General features: G+C 37.3%; 26 protein-coding genes and 1 pseudogene. 5 read left to right on the top strand and 22 right to left on the bottom strand.

Features of this window, described 5'->3' with window-relative positions; all coding sequences use genetic code 11:
- Positions 1-195: 195 nt before the first annotated feature.
- The 6 genes from BGC07_RS15485 to BGC07_RS15510 form a co-directional block, all read right to left on the bottom strand.
- Positions 196-438, bottom strand: a complete 243-nt coding sequence (locus BGC07_RS15485; protein WP_069313977.1) for a hypothetical protein — start codon at positions 436-438, stop codon at positions 196-198.
- The gene (locus BGC07_RS21280; protein WP_069313978.1) at positions 435-1,130 is read right to left on the bottom strand and encodes a PDDEXK family nuclease; all 696 of its coding nucleotides are present in this window, start codon (positions 1,128-1,130) and stop codon (positions 435-437) included. The genes BGC07_RS15485 and BGC07_RS21280 overlap by 4 nt, the downstream gene beginning before the upstream one ends.
- 4 nt (positions 1,131-1,134) lie before the next feature.
- Positions 1,135-1,422 carry an SANT/Myb-like DNA-binding domain-containing protein gene (locus tag BGC07_RS15495; RefSeq protein ID WP_069313979.1) on the bottom strand — a complete coding sequence of 96 codons (288 nt, stop codon included), beginning with the start codon at positions 1,420-1,422 and terminating at the stop codon, positions 1,135-1,137.
- A 108-nt stretch (positions 1,423-1,530) separates the two neighbouring features.
- Positions 1,531-2,718, bottom strand: coding sequence for a replication initiation protein (locus tag BGC07_RS15500; RefSeq protein WP_158006983.1), 1,188 nt, complete (start codon positions 2,716-2,718; stop codon positions 1,531-1,533).
- Between the two features lie 115 nt (positions 2,719-2,833).
- Positions 2,834-3,136 carry a hypothetical protein gene (locus BGC07_RS15505; RefSeq protein WP_069313981.1) on the bottom strand — a complete coding sequence of 101 codons (303 nt, stop codon included), beginning with the start codon at positions 3,134-3,136 and terminating at the stop codon, positions 2,834-2,836.
- Positions 3,137-3,212: 76 nt separating this feature from the next.
- Entirely contained in the window at positions 3,213-3,515 is a 303-nt protein-coding gene (locus BGC07_RS15510; protein WP_069313982.1) for a hypothetical protein, read from the bottom strand.
- Between the two features lie 363 nt (positions 3,516-3,878).
- On the opposite strand from BGC07_RS15510, the gene BGC07_RS15515 reads away from it, so the two are divergent.
- Complete coding sequence (locus BGC07_RS15515) at positions 3,879-4,556, top strand: hypothetical protein (RefSeq protein WP_069313983.1); 678 nt, start codon at positions 3,879-3,881, stop codon at positions 4,554-4,556.
- A gap of 65 nt (positions 4,557-4,621) precedes the next feature.
- On the opposite strand, the gene BGC07_RS15520 is transcribed toward BGC07_RS15515, so the two are convergent.
- Genes BGC07_RS15520 through BGC07_RS15530 form a run of 3 tightly spaced genes read right to left on the bottom strand, consistent with a single transcriptional unit; the run spans position 4,622 to position 6,527 of the window.
- Positions 4,622-5,122 (bottom strand): hypothetical protein, encoded by a 501-nt coding sequence (locus BGC07_RS15520; protein ID WP_069313984.1) that lies wholly within the window; start codon positions 5,120-5,122, stop codon positions 4,622-4,624.
- Between the two features lie 4 nt (positions 5,123-5,126).
- Positions 5,127-5,777 (bottom strand): queuosine precursor transporter, encoded by a 651-nt coding sequence (locus BGC07_RS15525; RefSeq protein WP_069313985.1) that lies wholly within the window; start codon positions 5,775-5,777, stop codon positions 5,127-5,129.
- A gap of 12 nt (positions 5,778-5,789) precedes the next feature.
- Positions 5,790-6,527 (bottom strand): class II aldolase/adducin family protein, encoded by a 738-nt coding sequence (locus BGC07_RS15530; protein ID WP_069313986.1) that lies wholly within the window; start codon positions 6,525-6,527, stop codon positions 5,790-5,792.
- Positions 6,528-6,661: 134 nt separating this feature from the next.
- On the opposite strand from BGC07_RS15530, the gene BGC07_RS15535 reads away from it, so the two are divergent.
- Together BGC07_RS15535 and BGC07_RS15540 are read left to right on the top strand one after the other, a co-directional pair.
- Complete coding sequence (locus BGC07_RS15535) at positions 6,662-7,519, top strand: helix-turn-helix transcriptional regulator (RefSeq protein WP_069313987.1); 858 nt, start codon at positions 6,662-6,664, stop codon at positions 7,517-7,519.
- A gap of 24 nt (positions 7,520-7,543) precedes the next feature.
- The gene (locus BGC07_RS15540; protein ID WP_069313988.1) at positions 7,544-8,320 is read left to right on the top strand and encodes a VUT family protein; all 777 of its coding nucleotides are present in this window, start codon (positions 7,544-7,546) and stop codon (positions 8,318-8,320) included.
- Here the strand turns inward: BGC07_RS15540 and BGC07_RS15545 are convergent.
- From BGC07_RS15545 to BGC07_RS15560, 4 genes are read right to left on the bottom strand one after another with little or no spacing between them, the layout of a single operon-like run.
- Positions 8,304-9,203, bottom strand: a complete 900-nt coding sequence (locus tag BGC07_RS15545; RefSeq protein ID WP_069313989.1) for an NADP-dependent oxidoreductase — start codon at positions 9,201-9,203, stop codon at positions 8,304-8,306. The genes BGC07_RS15540 and BGC07_RS15545 overlap by 17 nt on opposite strands.
- A complete protein-coding gene (locus BGC07_RS15550) occupies positions 9,203-9,463 on the bottom strand; it encodes a hypothetical protein (protein ID WP_069313990.1) in 261 nt (86 codons plus the stop codon). The genes BGC07_RS15545 and BGC07_RS15550 overlap by 1 nt, the downstream gene beginning before the upstream one ends.
- Positions 9,464-9,514: 51 nt before the next feature.
- Positions 9,515-10,087: a hypothetical protein gene (locus BGC07_RS15555; RefSeq protein WP_069313991.1), complete on the bottom strand. Its 573-nt coding sequence runs from the start codon at positions 10,085-10,087 to the stop codon at positions 9,515-9,517.
- Positions 10,065-10,709, bottom strand: coding sequence for a replication initiation protein (locus BGC07_RS15560; RefSeq protein ID WP_069313992.1), 645 nt, complete (start codon positions 10,707-10,709; stop codon positions 10,065-10,067). Before BGC07_RS15560 ends, BGC07_RS15555 begins: the two co-directional genes overlap by 23 nt.
- Positions 10,710-10,746: 37 nt before the next feature.
- Here BGC07_RS15560 and BGC07_RS15565 point away from each other — a divergent pair, with 37 nt between their 5' ends.
- Positions 10,747-11,031, top strand: coding sequence for a hypothetical protein (locus tag BGC07_RS15565; protein ID WP_069313993.1), 285 nt, complete (start codon positions 10,747-10,749; stop codon positions 11,029-11,031).
- A gap of 253 nt (positions 11,032-11,284) precedes the next feature.
- On the opposite strand, the gene BGC07_RS15570 is transcribed toward BGC07_RS15565, so the two are convergent.
- The 9 genes and pseudogenes from BGC07_RS15570 to BGC07_RS15605 form a co-directional block, all read right to left on the bottom strand.
- Positions 11,285-11,602, bottom strand: a complete 318-nt coding sequence (locus BGC07_RS15570) for a hypothetical protein (protein ID WP_069313994.1) — start codon at positions 11,600-11,602, stop codon at positions 11,285-11,287.
- 15 nt (positions 11,603-11,617) lie between these two features.
- A pseudogene (locus tag BGC07_RS24015) lies at positions 11,618-11,734 on the bottom strand (toxin-antitoxin system HicB family antitoxin); the annotation flags it as partial.
- 255 nt (positions 11,735-11,989) lie between these two features.
- On the bottom strand, positions 11,990-12,502 hold the full coding sequence (locus BGC07_RS15575; RefSeq protein WP_069313995.1) for a MerR family transcriptional regulator: 513 nt from the start codon (positions 12,500-12,502) through the stop codon (positions 11,990-11,992).
- Between the two features lie 446 nt (positions 12,503-12,948).
- Complete coding sequence (locus BGC07_RS15580) at positions 12,949-13,236, bottom strand: type II toxin-antitoxin system RelE/ParE family toxin (RefSeq protein ID WP_069313996.1); 288 nt, start codon at positions 13,234-13,236, stop codon at positions 12,949-12,951.
- On the bottom strand, positions 13,233-13,454 hold the full coding sequence (locus BGC07_RS15585; protein ID WP_069313997.1) for a TA system antitoxin ParD family protein: 222 nt from the start codon (positions 13,452-13,454) through the stop codon (positions 13,233-13,235). Before BGC07_RS15585 ends, BGC07_RS15580 begins: the two co-directional genes overlap by 4 nt.
- Positions 13,455-13,619: 165 nt before the next feature.
- Complete coding sequence (locus BGC07_RS15590; RefSeq protein WP_069313998.1) at positions 13,620-14,819, bottom strand: hypothetical protein; 1,200 nt, start codon at positions 14,817-14,819, stop codon at positions 13,620-13,622.
- Positions 14,820-14,909: 90 nt separating this feature from the next.
- Positions 14,910-15,317: a type II toxin-antitoxin system tRNA(fMet)-specific endonuclease VapC gene (gene vapC / locus BGC07_RS15595; protein WP_069313999.1), complete on the bottom strand. Its 408-nt coding sequence runs from the start codon at positions 15,315-15,317 to the stop codon at positions 14,910-14,912.
- Between the two features lie 9 nt (positions 15,318-15,326).
- Positions 15,327-15,554: an AbrB/MazE/SpoVT family DNA-binding domain-containing protein gene (locus tag BGC07_RS15600; protein ID WP_069314000.1), complete on the bottom strand. Its 228-nt coding sequence runs from the start codon at positions 15,552-15,554 to the stop codon at positions 15,327-15,329.
- A 348-nt stretch (positions 15,555-15,902) separates the two neighbouring features.
- Positions 15,903-16,661 carry a substrate-binding periplasmic protein gene (locus BGC07_RS15605; protein ID WP_069314001.1) on the bottom strand — a complete coding sequence of 253 codons (759 nt, stop codon included), beginning with the start codon at positions 16,659-16,661 and terminating at the stop codon, positions 15,903-15,905.
- A gap of 637 nt (positions 16,662-17,298) precedes the next feature.
- Between BGC07_RS15605 and BGC07_RS15610 the strand changes: the two genes are divergently transcribed.
- Complete coding sequence (locus BGC07_RS15610) at positions 17,299-17,481, top strand: type II toxin-antitoxin system Phd/YefM family antitoxin (protein ID WP_069314002.1); 183 nt, start codon at positions 17,299-17,301, stop codon at positions 17,479-17,481.

Genomic DNA, 17,481 nt, shown 5'->3' on the forward strand with positions numbered 1-17,481 from the left:
TTGATCAACTAACATATTCATAAAGCCAGTAAAATAAAACAATTGCTCACTTTGTTTATCAATGTCCTCCGCTACGCAGATCACACTTTTTTGCACATCTTCAAAAATCTCACCGAACTCAACCTCAGCTTTTTTCATTAACTCTTGTCTATACTCGTTCACTTAAGCGTCTCCATTTCTCTGCTTTTATGTTCATTATTTTCCACTAGATATCCCCTTACTATTAACCCACAATCCCACAAACGCAGACAAAAATACCAAACCAAACGCAATCAGCAATGCTCGACCGAAATCTGGAGCAATAAAGACAGTAAAATGACTACCAATCACCTGAAGCAAATACATCACTCCAGCCACTCCATACAACAGGATCACCGTCGTTAATAACGAAAATACGCCTTGCTCTAAGGTGCTTAATAGCCGCTCAAACCAACTCATACGTGCAACTTCCCTTCAATTTCTCGTTGACTACGATGCCTTAAAAACAAAGCTTGCGGTTTTATTGGAGCCGGGGTTACTTCTACAGGTTGCGGTGCTTTTTTACCCGTTTTTAATTGCTCTATAAATTGCTTTCGGCGCTGCATCAGATTCTCAAATGCTTCCATCCTTCCACCTGCCGCATACCCCTTATAAACTTCATAGTTTGTCTCGTATTTCAATCTATACAGTCCCCACTTCTTGATGCAGTCACTGCGCTTTACATCAAGTGCCTCAGAAATATCTTCTATCGTTAATAAGGGATAGCTTCTAGCAATATAACGGCACATCTCTTCCGTTAACTTCCGGTTAGGTTGTTTAATCATCTCAGCCTCAATTTCATCCAAAATATTTTTAATTTGGCGGATAGCAATAAATTTTTTAACTTGCTGCGGGGTGTAACGAAGCACTCGCCAACCCAACTGAGCCGCTGCGTTATACTTTTCACAATCAGCTTCAAAGCCTTTACCTCGAGTATGCCGCCCTTGAGAATACGTGCCACCTTCAACTTCAACAGCCAGCTTGTATTCAGGCATTGCAAAATCAAACCGCCAGCGTCTTTTCGGATGAAAGCGGTACTCTTGCTCGACTAACAAACCTTCAAGCTCACATTGCACCCTGAGCAATCGCTCACCTGCAGACTCTTTTGCCATGTTGTTATCCTGCGATCGCTTGAGGAGTCGACTTAACAATGAGCTTCAATCCCACCACATTAAACGTCTTCAAAAACGTGTTAACCGCTTCAGGGGTTAGGTCAATTTCGGTCGCCCCTTTTCCAGCCATCTCGGCACCATCAGCACCAGCGAGAAGCATGCGCTTAGCTTTGCTATAGATTTGATCTTTAGTTCGCCCCGGCAGCAACGATTGCATTTCTTTAACACTCTTAACTGGGTAATATTCTCGCATCAGCTGCTCTTCTTCTTGGGTCCACTGGCTTCTATTCATTACTTATCTCCTCAATTTTTTACCATGCTAACCGACTGACCTTGAAAACAACGACCAATCGAACGACCAATTACAAAATAATTTTAAAAAACAAAAGACCAACAAAACTCACACCCGCTCAGTCTCATGATCCACACATCCAAATCCACTAAAATCAACCTTCTCTAAGCTCATATTTTGAGGACGACGATCCAAAAGCAGCCTAACAATTTCACCAATAAACAAACCCAGTGCCGCCGTACCACCGGCGCTTATATCTGATAACCCCCTAATGAACCCCTTAAAAATATAATTGAGGAGCAACTGCCAGTAGCGTTTGACTGTGCTGTGAGACATTCCCGAGCGATTAGCAATATCGATTTGATTAAGGTTAAGTTTTAAGTTGATACCTAGCTTTGCACTTCTAGCGGCTCGTTGTAGTTTCTTAAGAGTTTTAGTCCGCTTTATCTCTGCGCTGTATAAAGCCCCTGCCTGCATTTTTTCAGTGGGTGTCAGCTGAGTTTCACTTAAATCCATCACCCCTTTATTTTTGTGAGTGTGTCCCGCTCCTTGGTAGTGCTTCCAGATCCACTTGGTGATACTTTTCACAGTAGCTTTAATTTCGCTCACTGGTAAGTAACCCGATGCACTGTTATAACCTTCAGCGTTCAGCTCTTTGGCTTTACCCAAACAGGCCGAATAAAACGAGTCATAAGAGGTGTGGTTTTTCTTTTCTGCATACGCCCAAAAGCGCAACTGATCAAACAGCTCTATATTGCGGCCTTCATCTTCTCGAACTTTTCGAGTGGGGGCTATAAAGCTACGCTTTAGCTCCACATATTCAGCAAGCTCCCCCAAGGTATATTTATGTTCAGAAGGATAAAGACTCAACCATTCTTCAGAAAGCGGATTCTTGGCAATTAGCCCTGTATATCCTTTGTCTGCGCCTAGTTTTTTAACATAAGCTTGCTCAATCGCTTTTAAATACTCTTGAGGCGCTGAATGAGCATTTTTACTCGTATAGACTTCATGGATGTTATAAAAATAATGTGCGTGACCATTTACCTTGTTGATACTGATGATGTTCGGCGCGGGCAGGTTAAGAGTTTCGTATAAAAAAGCTGAGTTTGGCTTATCTATATCAAAAATTAACCAATGCACACTCGTAGGCGCATTCGCTTGTATGTAGTTTGCTTTTAACGCACCCGTTTTCGGCCAAATTTTCACCCCTTCTTTTTGAATATCAAAAGAGCAATAAGGCTTAGCGGGCAACGTCTCAACAAAAGTGTGTAGAACTCTCTCTTTTATTTGCTGCACAAATTCGCTCAAGTGAGAGAGTCAATTTTTGGCAGGCGCAAGCCGCCTGCTTATATCTTGAATATAAGTCACAAAAATAAACTCACTTAGAGTGTTATAGAGCTATGAAAGCACCCTATATCGATTGAATTTGAGCACCGGGTTCAACAACGAATCTAAGTCCCATCGCATTAAAATACCTGATAAGCTTAACCACGCCCTCAGTTGATGAGAGATCCACTTCAACCATATTTTTATCATTAGAGGCAGGCTCAAGGAAATCTTTCCGGACAGAAGTTAACCCCATCCGCTTCGCCTTACTATAAATTTGGTCTTTATTTCGTCCAGGCAATAATGTCATCATTTCATTTACCGTTTTATCCAAGTAATGCTGCAGCATTATTGATACTTCTTTTGGTGTCCAATTACATCTACGCATCCAAAACCTCCGCGTTTTAAGTAGAATAACCCACCCCTTATAAAACAAACGACCAATTGACGACCAAAATTACGAATTATTGAAAAAAGGTTTTTGACATTATATTCAATCCTGTTTCTCCACCCCCTATCTTAAAGAATTTGTCGACCCCTTTATGAATATTCTCTTTTACATTTTCTAGCCAGGCATCTTTGCAATCAAAATCATCATAATTCACACAAAAGTCACGCATCACTTTTGTCATGGTTAAGATGGTTGTTTGGCAAAATGATAGAAACACTTCGTCACTTACCATTTTTGGTTCTAAAGAACGTAAAAATGGCAGTAACTCCTTTTCAGTTAGAGATTGAGCTATAGCTGTAGCTTCTTTTTTTTCCATTATGATTCCTTTTCAAAACTTGAAAATCTGTTTTAGACAATATAAGAAAATAAACAAAATTAAAAAGGCTATTAAAATTAGAAAAAAAGAGGTAAGATTAAACACAAAGTGTTTAAACAGTACTCCTGTTTTTCCTATGTCTTGCATATATTGCTTCGTCGCCAAACATTGTCAATATATGCAAGATACTTTAATACCAACCTTTTCTTTAAACTAATCCTTACTTAAATAGTAACTCAATCAAATATAACTGATTAAATTATTTTTGCAACAAGCTTGCTTTTTTTTTCTAATTTAGGATTATAGATATTACTAATATGACTATGCTTTATCAAAATAATACGATTTGAGAGAATTTAAAGAATGGGTATTGTTGAACGTTTAAATTTTACATTGCAATGGTTAAATGTAGAAAACACTAGAAAAGATCGAGAGTCGGCTTTATCGTTAATCACTGGGAGATCAATTAGAACTGTTGAAGAGTGGCTGTATGGATCTGCATTCCCATCATCAAAATATTTAAAAAAAATTGCTGCATATACAAACCTTCGTTATTCATGGCTGCAACATGGAGAGGGTAAAGCGTTTTATTACAAGAAAAACATGATGCCACAGACTCATGGAGAGTCTCTTATTATCCCGATAATAGACTGGTATGAAACAGGAAAGCTTGACATTTTAACTTATAAAGCTGATCTTTACGTTAATGTCCATCGAGATAATATAGACTTATCTATCACCGACGATTATACCGACTTGTTTGCTGTAATGGCTGAAGAGCAGGACAAAGAAGAAAGTGTTGGTCTTGAAGTAGGTGATTTTTTAGTCTGCAAACCTTTATTGCCGCAAAGTGTCCCGCCAACTGGGGCGCGGGTTATATGTCACCCAATCAACATGGATAGACCTATATTTAGAGAGTATAGAATTAACAGTCAAGGGGAATATTACATTGCCGATGCCCCATTCATTAGGCCAATTAGAAAATCAAAGCCCTCTGAAATTAAAGCTAGAGTGATTGGTTGTCATGCAAATTTTACTTAACTAGCTGTAACACTTGCCTAAAACCCTTGCTAGGGTACTATTGATAAGCGATTACACAAAATAAATTACAGTCTCCTGCTAGACATTTTTTCATCAGCTCTACCTTGTAAATAGGCAATATCCATAATGTTTTTATCGCAGTTTTCAGAGTCTTTATACAGCTCCTGTAAAGCTTCTTTTAACTCAATTTGCTTGCCTTCTTCGGTTAAAACCTTTTTTGAATGTACACCACCCTTCCAACATGGAAGCAATCTTCTTATTTTATGTTTAAATCCTTTTAATTGAAGTATACCGTGACTCTCATAAGCTCTAAGCGCCATCTGACAAACTAAAGCTCGATCACAGTCGGATATTGATTGTAATAACGTTTTATTTGCCGCAACTCGCCGAACATCATCGAAATAATCTAATCGCCCTAATTGTTTATGTTTCAATTCAACTCTTACATCATCACCTTTAACTTGGCGCACCTCCCAACAGCACACCAAGTCATTTTTAATCTCTTGTTCGGCTTTAAGCAAGTATATAATTGACTGTATCTCTGCATTATACTTCCTTATATTCATGGTGTTATAAACCTCTTAATGTAGCAAAATTTTTCACACTTCCAATCTCAACAGCTTTAACAAAATTCGTTATTGGCGTGATAAAAAACGACATAATAACTGCATAGATCAATGAAATTGTATAGATTATAACCGTTTGCTGAAGTATTCCATGCAAACTAAGGTGTTGAACGAACTCAATAGACAATGAAGCAAGTGTCATAACAAGCTCTCCAACCCCTGTTGCGATAAGTGTTCTCAACCAAAATTTAACTTTAGGATTATTAGCTAACCTACTGTTTGATACAACAAAAATGTTAACTCGTGAACCAAAAAATAATCCGACCATTATGCCTAAATTAAACTGCCACAAGCTGCCTAAAACAGTAATGTATGCTTCTGATTGTTCCCCTGGAAAATAAGACATCCATGAGACTAAAGTTGAAAAGATCAAGGCTGCAGGGATAACAGTATATATCATTTCTTTAGCTTTTTTGGAACCATATACCTGAGATACAATATCAGTGATAGAGTAAATCAAAGGAAAAATAAAGATTCCTGTACTTATTTTTAAACCGATAAAGTCAGTCATTTTGTATGCTAAGCAATAGGTTGCTGTAAGTAATGCCACAGCAAGTACAGAAAGCGGCATATAAAGCTTAGTTGATTCGTTCATTTCATCCTCTCATTATGCTCTGTAGTCATCAGGCAAATCCATGACAGCTGCATTAAAAGCAAGCTGTGCGTTATTTGGTATACCTTGTATTAATGATTTTTTTGTGTTGAATTCTTCGTGTTGCTGCTGAGTTTTTTGCTTGATTCTTTGATCAATCTCTATTAACTGCGCTTGAGCAGGCAACAATTTTAACTGAATTTCACATGCTTTTTCTAGATAGTAATAATTCCAAAAAGCTTCTTCGATAGTCTGCCCAGTGGCAATTAATCCATGGTTTTCTAAAATCAAACAGGCTGCGTCCCCTAAGTTGGCAATAATGCTCTTTTGCTCTTCCATATCTACGCTAATCCCCGAAAATGGGTGATAGCTAATTTTTTTATGAAACATCAGTGACATTTGATCTGCACACTTTAACCCATCTTCTAACATAGAAACAGCAACACCGCTTGTTGTATGTGTATGAATTACACAACCAATATCACTTCGTGCTCGATAAATTGCCTCATGCAACACGGAACCCGCAGGATTAACCGGCTGACTGTTTTCATTGGCCGGCAAACCTCCAAATAGCATCAATGACAGCGATGACGCATTCACATGATTAAATGGCAGTCCTAACGGTGCCATTAAGTATTGCTCCTGACTCGTCCTAGATGAAATATGAGTTAAAATTAGGTCTGACCAACCGTATTTATATATCAATCTATGCAGTGCAGCTAAATTAATCCGTTGTTCCGTTATGTTTTGCATAGTTATTACCCTGCGATTATCCTAGTAGGTGGCGTTAGCGCTTAAGAGTAAAATATGTTACTACTAAAAGGGTAAATATTTCAACGACTATTATTAAAGCGCAGTATATCCATTTATGGTGTTAAAATTTTAAAATGAATAATGATAACTATGCAAATAGCGTTAGCTATTTAATCAATAAATTATGTACAACAGATAATCAGCCTTCTTCGTTAACTCAAAATAGCTTGTCAAAACTGTTAGGAGTTAGGCAAGCAGCAATCAATAATATCGCTGCTGGCTCTGTTAACAACCCATCCTCAGACCTTGTTAAAAATTTAGCTGAAAGCCTGAATATTCCTGCATCATTGATTTTAGGTTTGGAGAAAATACCAGAAGATCAAATTATTGAATATTTACCTAAGTTCAGCAAGAGCGTTCAAACTTCATGGCAATCAGGTGTTTTTGAGGCTGGAACTCAAATCAATGTCGAACGCAGAGCCTGCAAAGATTCAGACCTTTTACTCGTAAGAGACGATAGTAAAACTGACCCTTATATCGTTAAGTATTCACAACTTCCAGAAAGATCAATATATCTATTTCCAATTAAAAACAATAGTAAGCCTATTCGTTATAATTTCGATGATAACCCACGCATACTCGGTGTAGTACGTGATCTATATATATTAACAGAATCCGACCTAGCCATTGATGCACCAAAATCCACTCAATACAATCGCAAACGAAAATTTTTTAAAATTTTCTTTACCCTGCTTGATAAATTAGATGCTATCGCCAGCGATAGCAACACGATTGATGGTATTGTTTATAAAGACGGAATGATATATATTCGCACCAGCGAGGGCGTACACGCTCAAGAACAGCCATTGAAAGAATATATGTTAAGCGGAGCATGGCGAGCATTAACGTTAGAAAGTAAGGTCTCAATATTGAAAGAAGCAGCATCTAAACTTTCTCCTAGTTTAATTATTCATCCAACCCCACCAGATTAAAATAAATAAAATAAAAGGAAAATTATGCAAGCAAGCATTAGAATCGCTGAACCTCAAAATAAAAAAGTTACCCCAAGGTTATATGCGATACCAGTAGCTTTCTTAGTATCGATTGTGATCACAGGAAACTTAATTGGTCACTACATTGTTCACCCAGTATCGTTTATCACAATTTCAGCGGGATTATACTGCGCCCCACTCGCCTACATTACTCAAACAATGATCTCCGATGTATATGGAGTAAAATATGGGCGCTTGGCTATCATTTTAGCTCTAGGGTGCACAACAATGGTTTTTGGTGTAAAAGAGCTTACAATTCATATTCTTGGTCTACCTAATGATAATATGTTAACTGGCGCTGTTCTTTTAGCTGCAATCGTTAGTTTTTTTGTGGCTGAATATATTGCAGGAACTGCTGTTCAATTATTAAAAATGCATAGATGGCGCAGAAGTTTGCGGACACTAACTGCATTGCTAATTACATCTGTAATAGATAGTTTCTTATTTATCGGCATCGCATTTTGGTCTATTTTACCAATACATGAATTAAGTCAAATGATGCTAGATCAATTAATAATAAAAGTCATGCTTGAAATTGCGCTCCTGCCATTAATCAGATATATATCAGAAGCACTTATTAGGGTAGAAAAAATGGATAGATTAGATGAACTCAGATTCCTTAATCCGTTCTCATTTAACTTATATTACGGCGAAGAACATAATGTCTATGAGCACCCCGAATCTGAATTAAAAATAAAAAGACAAAACAATAAAAAAACTCTCATTAAGGTTGAAGATTAAAATCCACAATAATCTTCCCTTTCGCATGAGCATGGCTAACTTGTCTAATAGCCTGCTCAACCTCTGAAAAAGGGAAGGTACTTGAAATATGTGGAATAATCTTCCTCACTTCAATTAACTTTGTTAGTCTAAGTAAATCATCGGCATTACGATTTACAACATGATAAACATAGTTGATATTTTTAAACTCCTGTTGCTTCCTCTCTTGGAGGGTTAATATCTGCCCACCATTTTTAACCGCTTCAAATGGGAAGGCCTCCTTATAAATATCAAACAATATATCAACATCACCAGACAGTTTAATCTCTTCTTTATCGTAAGCAATAAAATCACCCGCCCCCAACCCTCTTACAAAATCTTCATTCTTACTCGATGCAACAGCAATTACATGTAAGCCATAATTTTTTGCATGCTGCACAGCCATATGACCAACACCGCCAGATGCACCAGTGATCAATATTGATTTTCCACGAGCTGCAGATATTTTATCAAAAGCTTGAATTACTGATAGTCCAACCAATGGTAAAGCTCCCGCCTTTTTTGCAGGAATATTATTAGGTATTGGAACAACATCAACACCATTTACTGACACCTTTTCAGCATAGCAGCCCGCCATTTCAGGAAAATTTATAAGCCCATAAACAATATCGCCAACATTATGCTGCGTTCCTTTCTCCGCAATAACCTCGCCACACAGCTCCCATCCAGACATAAATGGAAAAATATCATAAGGATAAATTCCAATCTTTGTGTTCCAATCAGTAGGGTTAACTCCTGCTGAAATAGTCTTAACTATTACTTTTCCCTCTTCTAATTTAGGCTCAGGTACATCAAAACAATAAAAAGGCGTGTTCCCAAACTCTTTAAATCCCCAGGCTTTCATTATTCAGTCTCCTTAACAATTATCCCTTGAAACCAAGATAACTTATGAATGTTATTGTCCTCAATATAACTTAGAACTGTAACGTCACCAGGCATGTAATCTAATTGACAAACGATTAACTTAACCAATTCAATAACGCACTCCTTTACACTTTCAACATCCTCATATTCGAGATATTTCAACACCGAATTAAGCCGATTCGCAGAAACGATCGCAAGATTTACCGCATTATTATATGAAGCAGGAGTAACATCTTTCATCAGAAATGCCCAAATTCCAAACAGTAGCCACTACGCTACCAAAAAAATAACTTAAATCAACTCAGGTTCACTCAATTCTCGCCCACCCCCACAAAACCCACTAAAATTACAAGACGACAATCCAAAGTTTTGAACCCGCCGATCCAGGAGAAGCCCAACGATTTGCTTAAGAGCTTGGACCACCCCCAAACCGACGGCTCGGCTTATACCTGAAGCACCCCTATTTGCGCCTTTCAAAATGAAGTTAAGCAACTCTCTCCAATAATATTGTACAGTCCGCAATGACAGCCCTGAACGTTCTGAAATATCGACTTGCCGTAAGTTAAGTTTAAAGTTGATTTTCAACTCTGCCGTACTTGCTGCTCGCTTGAGCTTCTTCCATGTTTTATTACGCCTCACCTGGGCGGTATAAAGCGCTCCTGCTTGCATTCTTTCTCTTGATGTAAGCCTTGTTTTCTCTAATTCCATCACCCCGCTGTTCTTAGCTTTGGCTTGGCCAGTGCCTTGGTAAAACTTCCACACCCATTTTGAGATACTTTTTGTTGTCGTCTCCACTTCTTTGCTGGCCAATCGACCTTCAAAGTTTAAATAGCCCTTATTGTTAATCTCTTTTGCTTTGGCCAAACAACCAACATAAAAAGCCTCTTCCGATCGATAGCTTTTTTTTATTTGCATATGCCCAAAAGCGTAGGGTATCAAAAAGCTGAACATTCCGGCCATCCTCATCACGAATTTTTCGAGATTTAGGAATGAATAGACTTTCTAATTTTACGTGGCTGGCCAACTCACCGAGTTGATATTCATGAGCTGTTAAATAGAGTGTGAGCCATTGGTCAGACACAGGGTTTTTGGCGATCAAACCTGTATATGCGGGATCGGCATCAAGCGCTTTTACATACGCTTTTTTAACCGCTTCATAGTAGCGTTGTGCTTTAATGCTTGCATTCTTGCTTGTATAAACTTCATCAACTTTATAGTAATAGTGGCTATGTCCATTTGTTTTGTTTATGACAATAATATTCGGTGTCGGCAAATTCAGCTTTTCATATAAGAGTGCACTCTCTGGCCGATCAATATCGATCACCATCCAGTGAATACTCATCGGTGAGTTAGGCTGAATATAATTTGTTTTTAATGCGAGTTCGGCTGGCCATATCGAAAGCCCCTCACTGAGCTTATAACTGCAGTAAGGCTTTTTAGGCAATGAACTCTTAAAAGTCTCTAAGACTCTCTCTTTAGGTAACATGTGTTAGCTCTAATAAGAAAGAGTCAGCGATTTTTTCTTGCTAAGTACCTACTTTCCTGCGAGCGGTGCCGCTCAGCATGTTCGAGATTGGGTGGCCAGCAGCCATGACTTATTGTTGCCTTGTTTTTCACGTTATTATCTCCAGTTTGGCAACAGCTCTGTATCGAATCTAAATCAACCGCATATTCATACAGTTGTAATACAACATGTTCTTGAGCTGTGCTCTATGAGTGGAGATGGAGAAGACTCAGGAGAATTTTTTACTTCAGTCTGTCATTTTGTGTTGACAATAAAAAGCTCAGCTTATACACTTTCAGTATAAGTTTTTTGATCCTGATGCCCTCAATTCTTATTCACTTTGGCGAGTTACTCTAAGAATTGGGGGTTTTCTCTATCTGCTCATTAATTCATTTGTTACCAATTTATTTCAAACACTTATGTATACTGACTTAAATTTAGCAGCAAATCTAGTTAATTTCAATTAATACTGAATTAACTCTACGCCAACCCTTGCGGCGCTGTAATATGGATAAAAACCACATCATAAACATTTAGTTAGGTGTAACCATTTCAATTTAAAAAGTGTACTCCGGCTCTTTATAATTTTTGATCATTTCAGCCTGATCATTACACTCTTCAGCTTCTTCGTTAGAAATAATTTTCTCCATTAACTGCTCTTTCTTGTCACCCAAGAAAGTAATCGCGTTAAACATCGCTTCATGCAAAGTATCACCTGTGAGCACATCCATTGCGTCTTCATAGCTTTTGAAGAGGTTTACCGCATAAGCTTTATTATCTCGCTCAACTTGATAGCTGAGCTTTAATTCATCGCACAGCACATCAATTTTTCTTAAATAGCTACCTAGCGTTTTATTTGCGACTTCTTTTTGCATCCCCACCCCCTAAAGTTAAGCTCTATTATTATCGGAGTGTAAACTGTTATTTAATTGCTGAACAATCCACTCATTTAAACTCTGTTCATTTTCAGCCGCAGCCAATGCACACATTTCATGCAATGTCTTACCTAATCTTAAATTAGTTGTAAATTCTCGCTTTCATAATCAGTTTTTCTCGCATTAATAGCACCGTTTTGTCCCACATTATTGACTTTATAAATATCAAGTTTTCTCACATTATTTGACGCTATAATTTTTTGTCTCACATTAACTGATTTTATAAATCACTTTATCTCACATTATTTGAAATCGAATTATTCAATAAATGTTTGTGTGTTTTGTTTTAATGAAAAGTTAAGAGCCTCAAAATGAAGCTCTTGGTTATTACAAGTTTCTGATGCGTTTTATTTCTTCAGAGTTAATTCCCAAAGACTCAAGAAAATTTTGATGTTCGTCCGGCTCCATCTCCTCAAATTTTTGGTGCCATGTACGCATAGCTGCCTCATCAAATCCTGCAGCCTTCATTATTTCTACCCATCTTTCTTTAGTTACCATATTTGCCTCTATTAGTTTTGGCTCTTGCAGTAATGCAACAATTGCTTTCTGCTGTTTTCTGAGGAGGTTGATCTCTTTTTCCAGCTCATTGAAATGATCTTTCAATATTTGAGCCTGAGACATCCCAGTTTTGCGATCTAGCAAATCCTTTATGTTAGTAACAGACAAGCCATATGAACGGTACGAGATGATTGCTTCCAGTCGCTCTATTTCCTCATAACCATACCATCGATACCCATTATCTGAGCGATGTGAGGGCTGTAATAAGCCTTCACGTTCATAATACAGTATGGCCGCTCTAGAGAGACCATATTTCCTAGCAAGTTGGGTTACTGTTAACATATAACTTCCTAATCATTAACCGCAAAGTGATTATGAACCCTGAACCTATAGACAGGTCAACACGAAGGTATAACAAATAAAGTGCTGGGTCTATAGTTTTACTTTAGTTGGGGTATCACCCACATCCGTGTCAAAATTTACGGTAAGGATGTCAAATTGAAGTACAGCCTAAATTGACGTCAGATAATCACCTTCAAAGTGTCAATTTAAGGTTTGTTTTTTAAAAGATGACATGTTCAAAATAAAGGTCTTAGACTCTAAGCTGACATCATATGGCCTGTGGAAATTTACTGTTACAGTCAATCATGTGGTGCTAAACCGTAAATTTTGACACGGATGTGGGTGATACCCCTAGTTGCGTTATTCCTTCAACCTCTAAAAATTCCTCACGCAAAAACTCGCCGGGGTGTATTGGTTTTCGTTGTAAGTCCATCGCTCAATTCCTGCTAGTTCACGTATTTTTTTACTTCGGTGTAAAAATTTTCATGACTTCCAAATGTGACAAAAGTGATAATAATTTCATCTTTATCTTTATCATAAACATATGCTAAAAGGGTGAGTTGCTTTTGCATTTTAAATTTATAAACTCTCACTCCACCAAGATCACCCTTTTTTACCTCTCCGATATCTGGTTCCTTACAAACAACATTAATTGCCTTTTCTAGCTCTTTTTTTAATGATGTTGGTAATTTTTTTGCTGCTTTTCTAAATCGAGTGGTTAACTGGATCTTCATAGTGAACCTGTATATTCCTCTACATTACCAGATCTCACATCCTCTAATCCCAGCATGATTTCACGAATCATACTATAAGGTAAGTCAGGGTTATCTTCGGCCACCTGTCCAACTCTCGCCCAATGTTCAATTTGCTTTGCTAATGAACGATGGAATACGCTGCTATGCGCTTTCGCATCATTAACAAGCTCCTGGTCTAAACTAACTGCTTGTGCCATAACTCTGCCCTCATATTTACTAAATGCTACTTATTATAGTATATAACAATAAAATATTGCAATCTTACCATGTTCGACAGAATGCCGACCATAACGTTCACAAGAGTTAGTATCTTTATGTTTTATTTAAGTTTTTGATTTAGACAAGATAATCAAATAAAGCCTCTAAATTAGATCAGCATTAAAGAACTTTTTACTCACCCAGCAAGATTTAATCCTGACCCACTTTGAGCAGCGTGAGTCATAATGCCACACAGCTACAATTTGTCTAGGAGCTATACGACGTGCAACATTTATCTCCTTCAGTTCAGGGCAGTTATTTAAGTAAAAAGCCATATTTCTATGCTCAAGAATAATTTCTAGTATAATGCCATCCTGTCCAGTGTAATTCTTAGCTACTTCGATATCCGTAGTTGTAGACATTCCCATTGAATAAGTAGCGCCAAGTTGCCCAAAAAACAGGCTTAAGTAACCTAACCTGTCATGATGGTAAAGGTTATAAGGATTAAAACTTTGGCCCTTTCTATAGTTTTCGTTATTGTGCCATAAGCCCCCTTGTCTTTCGATTTGTTCTAAGATGCTGCTTGAATCCATCCCTCTATAAACTTTTGTTGGACCCATAACACGATCTTGTTCAGCCTTCTTTATCCACTTTTCATGATTGGAGGCTAAAGCTTCTACAGTTTCATACTGCCCGTAATACTTACTAGCTGGATTATCTATTTTCTTTAATTCACCGTAATCCTCAAAATCCACACTTGATATAACAGAGTCAGAACGAATACTTTTATCACTATAATCAAAATGAAGCTCTACCTTAGATTTAACTGGCTTAGAAGGTAACTTGCGTGCTTTTGAAAAATCAACATAACCTGATCTAAAACTGTCAATAATACTTTTTCTATGCTCCAAACCAGAAATACCTGTATTACCTCTTTGTTCTATTAATCCTTGTATATATCTTGACATTCCAGCTAATTTCATCTCTTTTATATCAATTAAAAAAAACAATGCTTCCTGAATCGTTATAGATTTCATCTGGTATATATTAGTTGTATTGTTAATAAAAACACGAATGAAAGAACTTTCTTTCTCTGAAATCCTTTTTCCCATTACCCTCTGAAATCTATAACAAACGACATCCTCGTACATTTTCACGAAACACTCATAACCAAACTTTCTCTTGTCTTCCCTTGCACGTTTTCTGCTTTTTCCAAACCCTAGTGAAAATGAATTATGAATGTAAAGTATTCTCTTCTTATCGTCAGATCTAAGGTGATGATTATAATAGTCGTCGTAGTTTTTTCTCAATGCAGATTCTAATCTTTCATAACTAAGAGAATTGCAAAGAATAATTTTAGACATAGCGCTTTAACTACTCGACTTGTTAATTGTTTACTCATAAACATAAACATAAACACAAACAAAGTCTACACCAGCAGCAATCCCAGAGGTTTAACTCGCCCAATCTTCAAGCTCTAAATGCTCAACTCGCTCAAACTCTTTAGTATTGTGTGTAACTAAAACAGCTTTTTCTGAAAGGGCATGGGCAGCAATAATCATATCATTTCCACCAATTACAGTCCCCTTTCTTTGCAGGTCAGCCCTTAAGTCACCGTAATATTTAGCCGCTTTTTCTTCATAAGACAAAACTTCTAACTTATTAACCAAAGTATTAACTGCTTCCTGGTTTTTACGTTGGTGTTGGCTTCGAGCAATGCCAAACTGTAGCTCAGATAAAACAATGGATGAGATCGCTATCTTATGGTGAGATTTTTCTACATCCATTAAGCGCTCATAATAAGAGCGTGGTTTTTGCTTAATCAAATAAATACAAATATTCGTATCCAACATGTAGAGCATTTTTTTATCCTAAAACCAGTCGCGTTCTTGTGCTTGTATATCTTGGCGCTCTTCCATAAAGTCATCTGACACATCGGGCATGTGATTGTAAACATCCAGCCACGTTTCATAAACAGGCTGAATTAATAAAGCATCCCCAAGTCGATGAATAATCACCTCATCACCATCCAACCGCATCTCTTTGGGTAAACGGACAGCTTGAGAGTTACCGCTTTTAAAAATTCGTGACTTTGCCATACATCCTCCTAACATATATCCATAGTATAGCATAGTATATACTTATATGTATATACTTTGACAATAGCTAGAAAGCTTAGTTTTTAGGCAATTTAACTTTATGTTTTATTTATGTTTTTACTTTCGATAAGATCCGTTATCGCAACTAACGCCTAAAACAAGTGCGGTGCAGCATTGAAGATAGAGGAAAAGAAGATAAACTTTTAATGTGAGCAATCCCCTAAGGCTAGCTCACACCGAAAGCTTCCTCATGCACTTCCGAGGTGGCTTTCGCCTTAATTTCATAAACCCCTAATAAGGTTTAAACCGGCAACACATTTTTCAAACGATAACAATAAAGTCTGTTTTTTATTTTAAAAATTGATCAGTAATTTTATTCATAAACTCACTATCTTGTTTCACTTTATCTAACCCATCCTGATACGCTTTAATCGTTTCTTCATTGACTGAAAGATTAAACGCATAATAAAGCTCACCTTCTTTCAAAACAAAAATTGATTTATATTTGCTCGGATCCATACCTGCTCTTTTCATCGTATCAACCGCACTGTTTTGCTCATATACAAACAAGTCCGCTCTCTTTCTATCAATCATCCGCGGTATTAAATCAAACTTATTAACCGCTTTAATATTAGAAGATGGCACGCCACTACTACCAAGGAGAATAGAACTAATCCCACCACGCACCACAGCAAATTTATATTGTTTTAACTCACTTGCATTGCTGATAGAAACTTGGCTATCTTTCGTGGCAAAAACAGCAATCTTAGTTTTAGTGATAGGACCAACCCATTTAAACAAAGCCTCACGCTCTTCGGTTCGTGTCATCGAGAACAGCATATTTTTCTCCCCAGGCTTTTGTACAAACGAGTAAGCACGTGGCCAAGGCAAAACTTTAATGTCAGATTCACTTTGAGGCGCATTGATTGTTTTTAAAACTTTTTTCAGCAAATCAACTGCAAACCCTTCAGGCTTTTTATCCTCTCCTGGATAATTATAAGGAGGGTAGTTTTCGGTCATAATCTTAACTTTCTGAATTGCAAAACTACTAGTACTAGTCAGCGACACTATACCCAGCATAATAGCTAATTGCTTGAATAATTTCATTTTCCTTGCTCCATAATCTATAGCTTTTCAAATTAATACTAGGTTAATTTTAAAATTATGATCTAAAATAGTGTAAGGGCGTTTCTCTACCTTAGCGTCCTAGACTGTGCCTTTTCCCCCTCTCGCCAATCGAGGGGCTTTTTTTGCGAAAAATTGAAAACCAATAGAAAACAGATAGACTTAAACATGAGTGGCATCCCAAACCCACTTATAGCCGAAAGCCTCTAACACACAAACACCTTGGCCGTTAGAGGCTTTCTTTTATCAAACTTTATTATATTTATGTCGATATCAATAGTGAGTGTTTCATCCAATACTTGACACTCACTTGCCCTCTTCACCCTATCGAGGGCTTTTTTTGGGGCACTTAATTTTGATGGCACAGTATCTGCATTAGATTAATTGCACTTTATTATTAGGCAATCCAAATAGCACCTCACTACTCCCCGTGGTGAGTTTTTTTTTATTCACTGTGCTATCAATTAATTGAGAGTTTTCTCCTTTCCTCTCAACTGAAAAGCCCCTTTTATTTCAACTTAGCTCCGGGGCTTTTCTTTTCCTTAATTTATAAGTTTGACTATTTTAGCTATGTTAGCTATATTTTCAATGAATAAAAAAACATACTGTGAGGGATGCGATGAAGTCATTTAAATCAACAGAGGTTCAATCTAACTTTGGCGCAATCTCTGTAGATGCAATCAGACAACCTGTTGTTATAAAAAAATACAATCAGCCGCAGCTTGTTCTTATGGCATATGACGACTTTTTAGAAATGAAGGAAAGAATTGAATATTTAGAATCCATGAAAGAGGAAGCTTAA

The organism is Piscirickettsia litoralis (genome assembly GCF_001720395.1).
Taxonomy (GTDB): domain Bacteria; phylum Pseudomonadota; class Gammaproteobacteria; order Piscirickettsiales; family Piscirickettsiaceae; genus Piscirickettsia; species Piscirickettsia litoralis.

What these genes read in the sequence shown, in the direction of transcription:
- BGC07_RS15485 (WP_069313977.1), bottom strand. Translation starts at nt 438, where the DNA reads ATGAGTTGGTTTGAGCGGCTATTAAGCACCTTAGAGCAAGGCGTATTT.
- BGC07_RS21280 (WP_069313978.1), bottom strand. Translation starts at nt 1,130, where the DNA reads ATGGCAAAAGAGTCTGCAGGTGAGCGATTGCTCAGGGTGCAATGTGAG.
- BGC07_RS15495 (WP_069313979.1), bottom strand. Translation starts at nt 1,422, where the DNA reads ATGAATAGAAGCCAGTGGACCCAAGAAGAAGAGCAGCTGATGCGAGAA.
- BGC07_RS15505 (WP_069313981.1), bottom strand. Translation starts at nt 3,136, where the DNA reads ATGCGTAGATGTAATTGGACACCAAAAGAAGTATCAATAATGCTGCAG.
- BGC07_RS15510 (WP_069313982.1), bottom strand. Translation starts at nt 3,515, where the DNA reads ATGGAAAAAAAAGAAGCTACAGCTATAGCTCAATCTCTAACTGAAAAG.
- BGC07_RS15515 (WP_069313983.1), top strand. Translation starts at nt 3,879, where the DNA reads ATGGGTATTGTTGAACGTTTAAATTTTACATTGCAATGGTTAAATGTA.
- BGC07_RS15520 (WP_069313984.1), bottom strand. Translation starts at nt 5,122, where the DNA reads ATGAATATAAGGAAGTATAATGCAGAGATACAGTCAATTATATACTTG.
- BGC07_RS15525 (WP_069313985.1), bottom strand. Translation starts at nt 5,777, where the DNA reads ATGAACGAATCAACTAAGCTTTATATGCCGCTTTCTGTACTTGCTGTG.
- BGC07_RS15530 (WP_069313986.1), bottom strand. Translation starts at nt 6,527, where the DNA reads ATGCAAAACATAACGGAACAACGGATTAATTTAGCTGCACTGCATAGA.
- BGC07_RS15535 (WP_069313987.1), top strand. Translation starts at nt 6,662, where the DNA reads ATGAATAATGATAACTATGCAAATAGCGTTAGCTATTTAATCAATAAA.
- BGC07_RS15540 (WP_069313988.1), top strand. Translation starts at nt 7,544, where the DNA reads ATGCAAGCAAGCATTAGAATCGCTGAACCTCAAAATAAAAAAGTTACC.
- BGC07_RS15545 (WP_069313989.1), bottom strand. Translation starts at nt 9,203, where the DNA reads ATGAAAGCCTGGGGATTTAAAGAGTTTGGGAACACGCCTTTTTATTGT.
- BGC07_RS15550 (WP_069313990.1), bottom strand. Translation starts at nt 9,463, where the DNA reads ATGAAAGATGTTACTCCTGCTTCATATAATAATGCGGTAAATCTTGCG.
- BGC07_RS15560 (WP_069313992.1), bottom strand. Translation starts at nt 10,709, where the DNA reads ATGTTACCTAAAGAGAGAGTCTTAGAGACTTTTAAGAGTTCATTGCCT.
- BGC07_RS15570 (WP_069313994.1), bottom strand. Translation starts at nt 11,602, where the DNA reads ATGCAAAAAGAAGTCGCAAATAAAACGCTAGGTAGCTATTTAAGAAAA.
- BGC07_RS15575 (WP_069313995.1), bottom strand. Translation starts at nt 12,502, where the DNA reads ATGTTAACAGTAACCCAACTTGCTAGGAAATATGGTCTCTCTAGAGCG.
- BGC07_RS15580 (WP_069313996.1), bottom strand. Translation starts at nt 13,236, where the DNA reads ATGAAGATCCAGTTAACCACTCGATTTAGAAAAGCAGCAAAAAAATTA.
- BGC07_RS15585 (WP_069313997.1), bottom strand. Translation starts at nt 13,454, where the DNA reads ATGGCACAAGCAGTTAGTTTAGACCAGGAGCTTGTTAATGATGCGAAA.
- BGC07_RS15590 (WP_069313998.1), bottom strand. Translation starts at nt 14,819, where the DNA reads ATGTCTAAAATTATTCTTTGCAATTCTCTTAGTTATGAAAGATTAGAA.
- vapC (WP_069313999.1), bottom strand. Translation starts at nt 15,317, where the DNA reads ATGCTCTACATGTTGGATACGAATATTTGTATTTATTTGATTAAGCAA.
- BGC07_RS15600 (WP_069314000.1), bottom strand. Translation starts at nt 15,554, where the DNA reads ATGGCAAAGTCACGAATTTTTAAAAGCGGTAACTCTCAAGCTGTCCGT.
- BGC07_RS15605 (WP_069314001.1), bottom strand. Translation starts at nt 16,661, where the DNA reads ATGAAATTATTCAAGCAATTAGCTATTATGCTGGGTATAGTGTCGCTG.
- BGC07_RS15610 (WP_069314002.1), top strand. Translation starts at nt 17,299, where the DNA reads ATGAAGTCATTTAAATCAACAGAGGTTCAATCTAACTTTGGCGCAATC.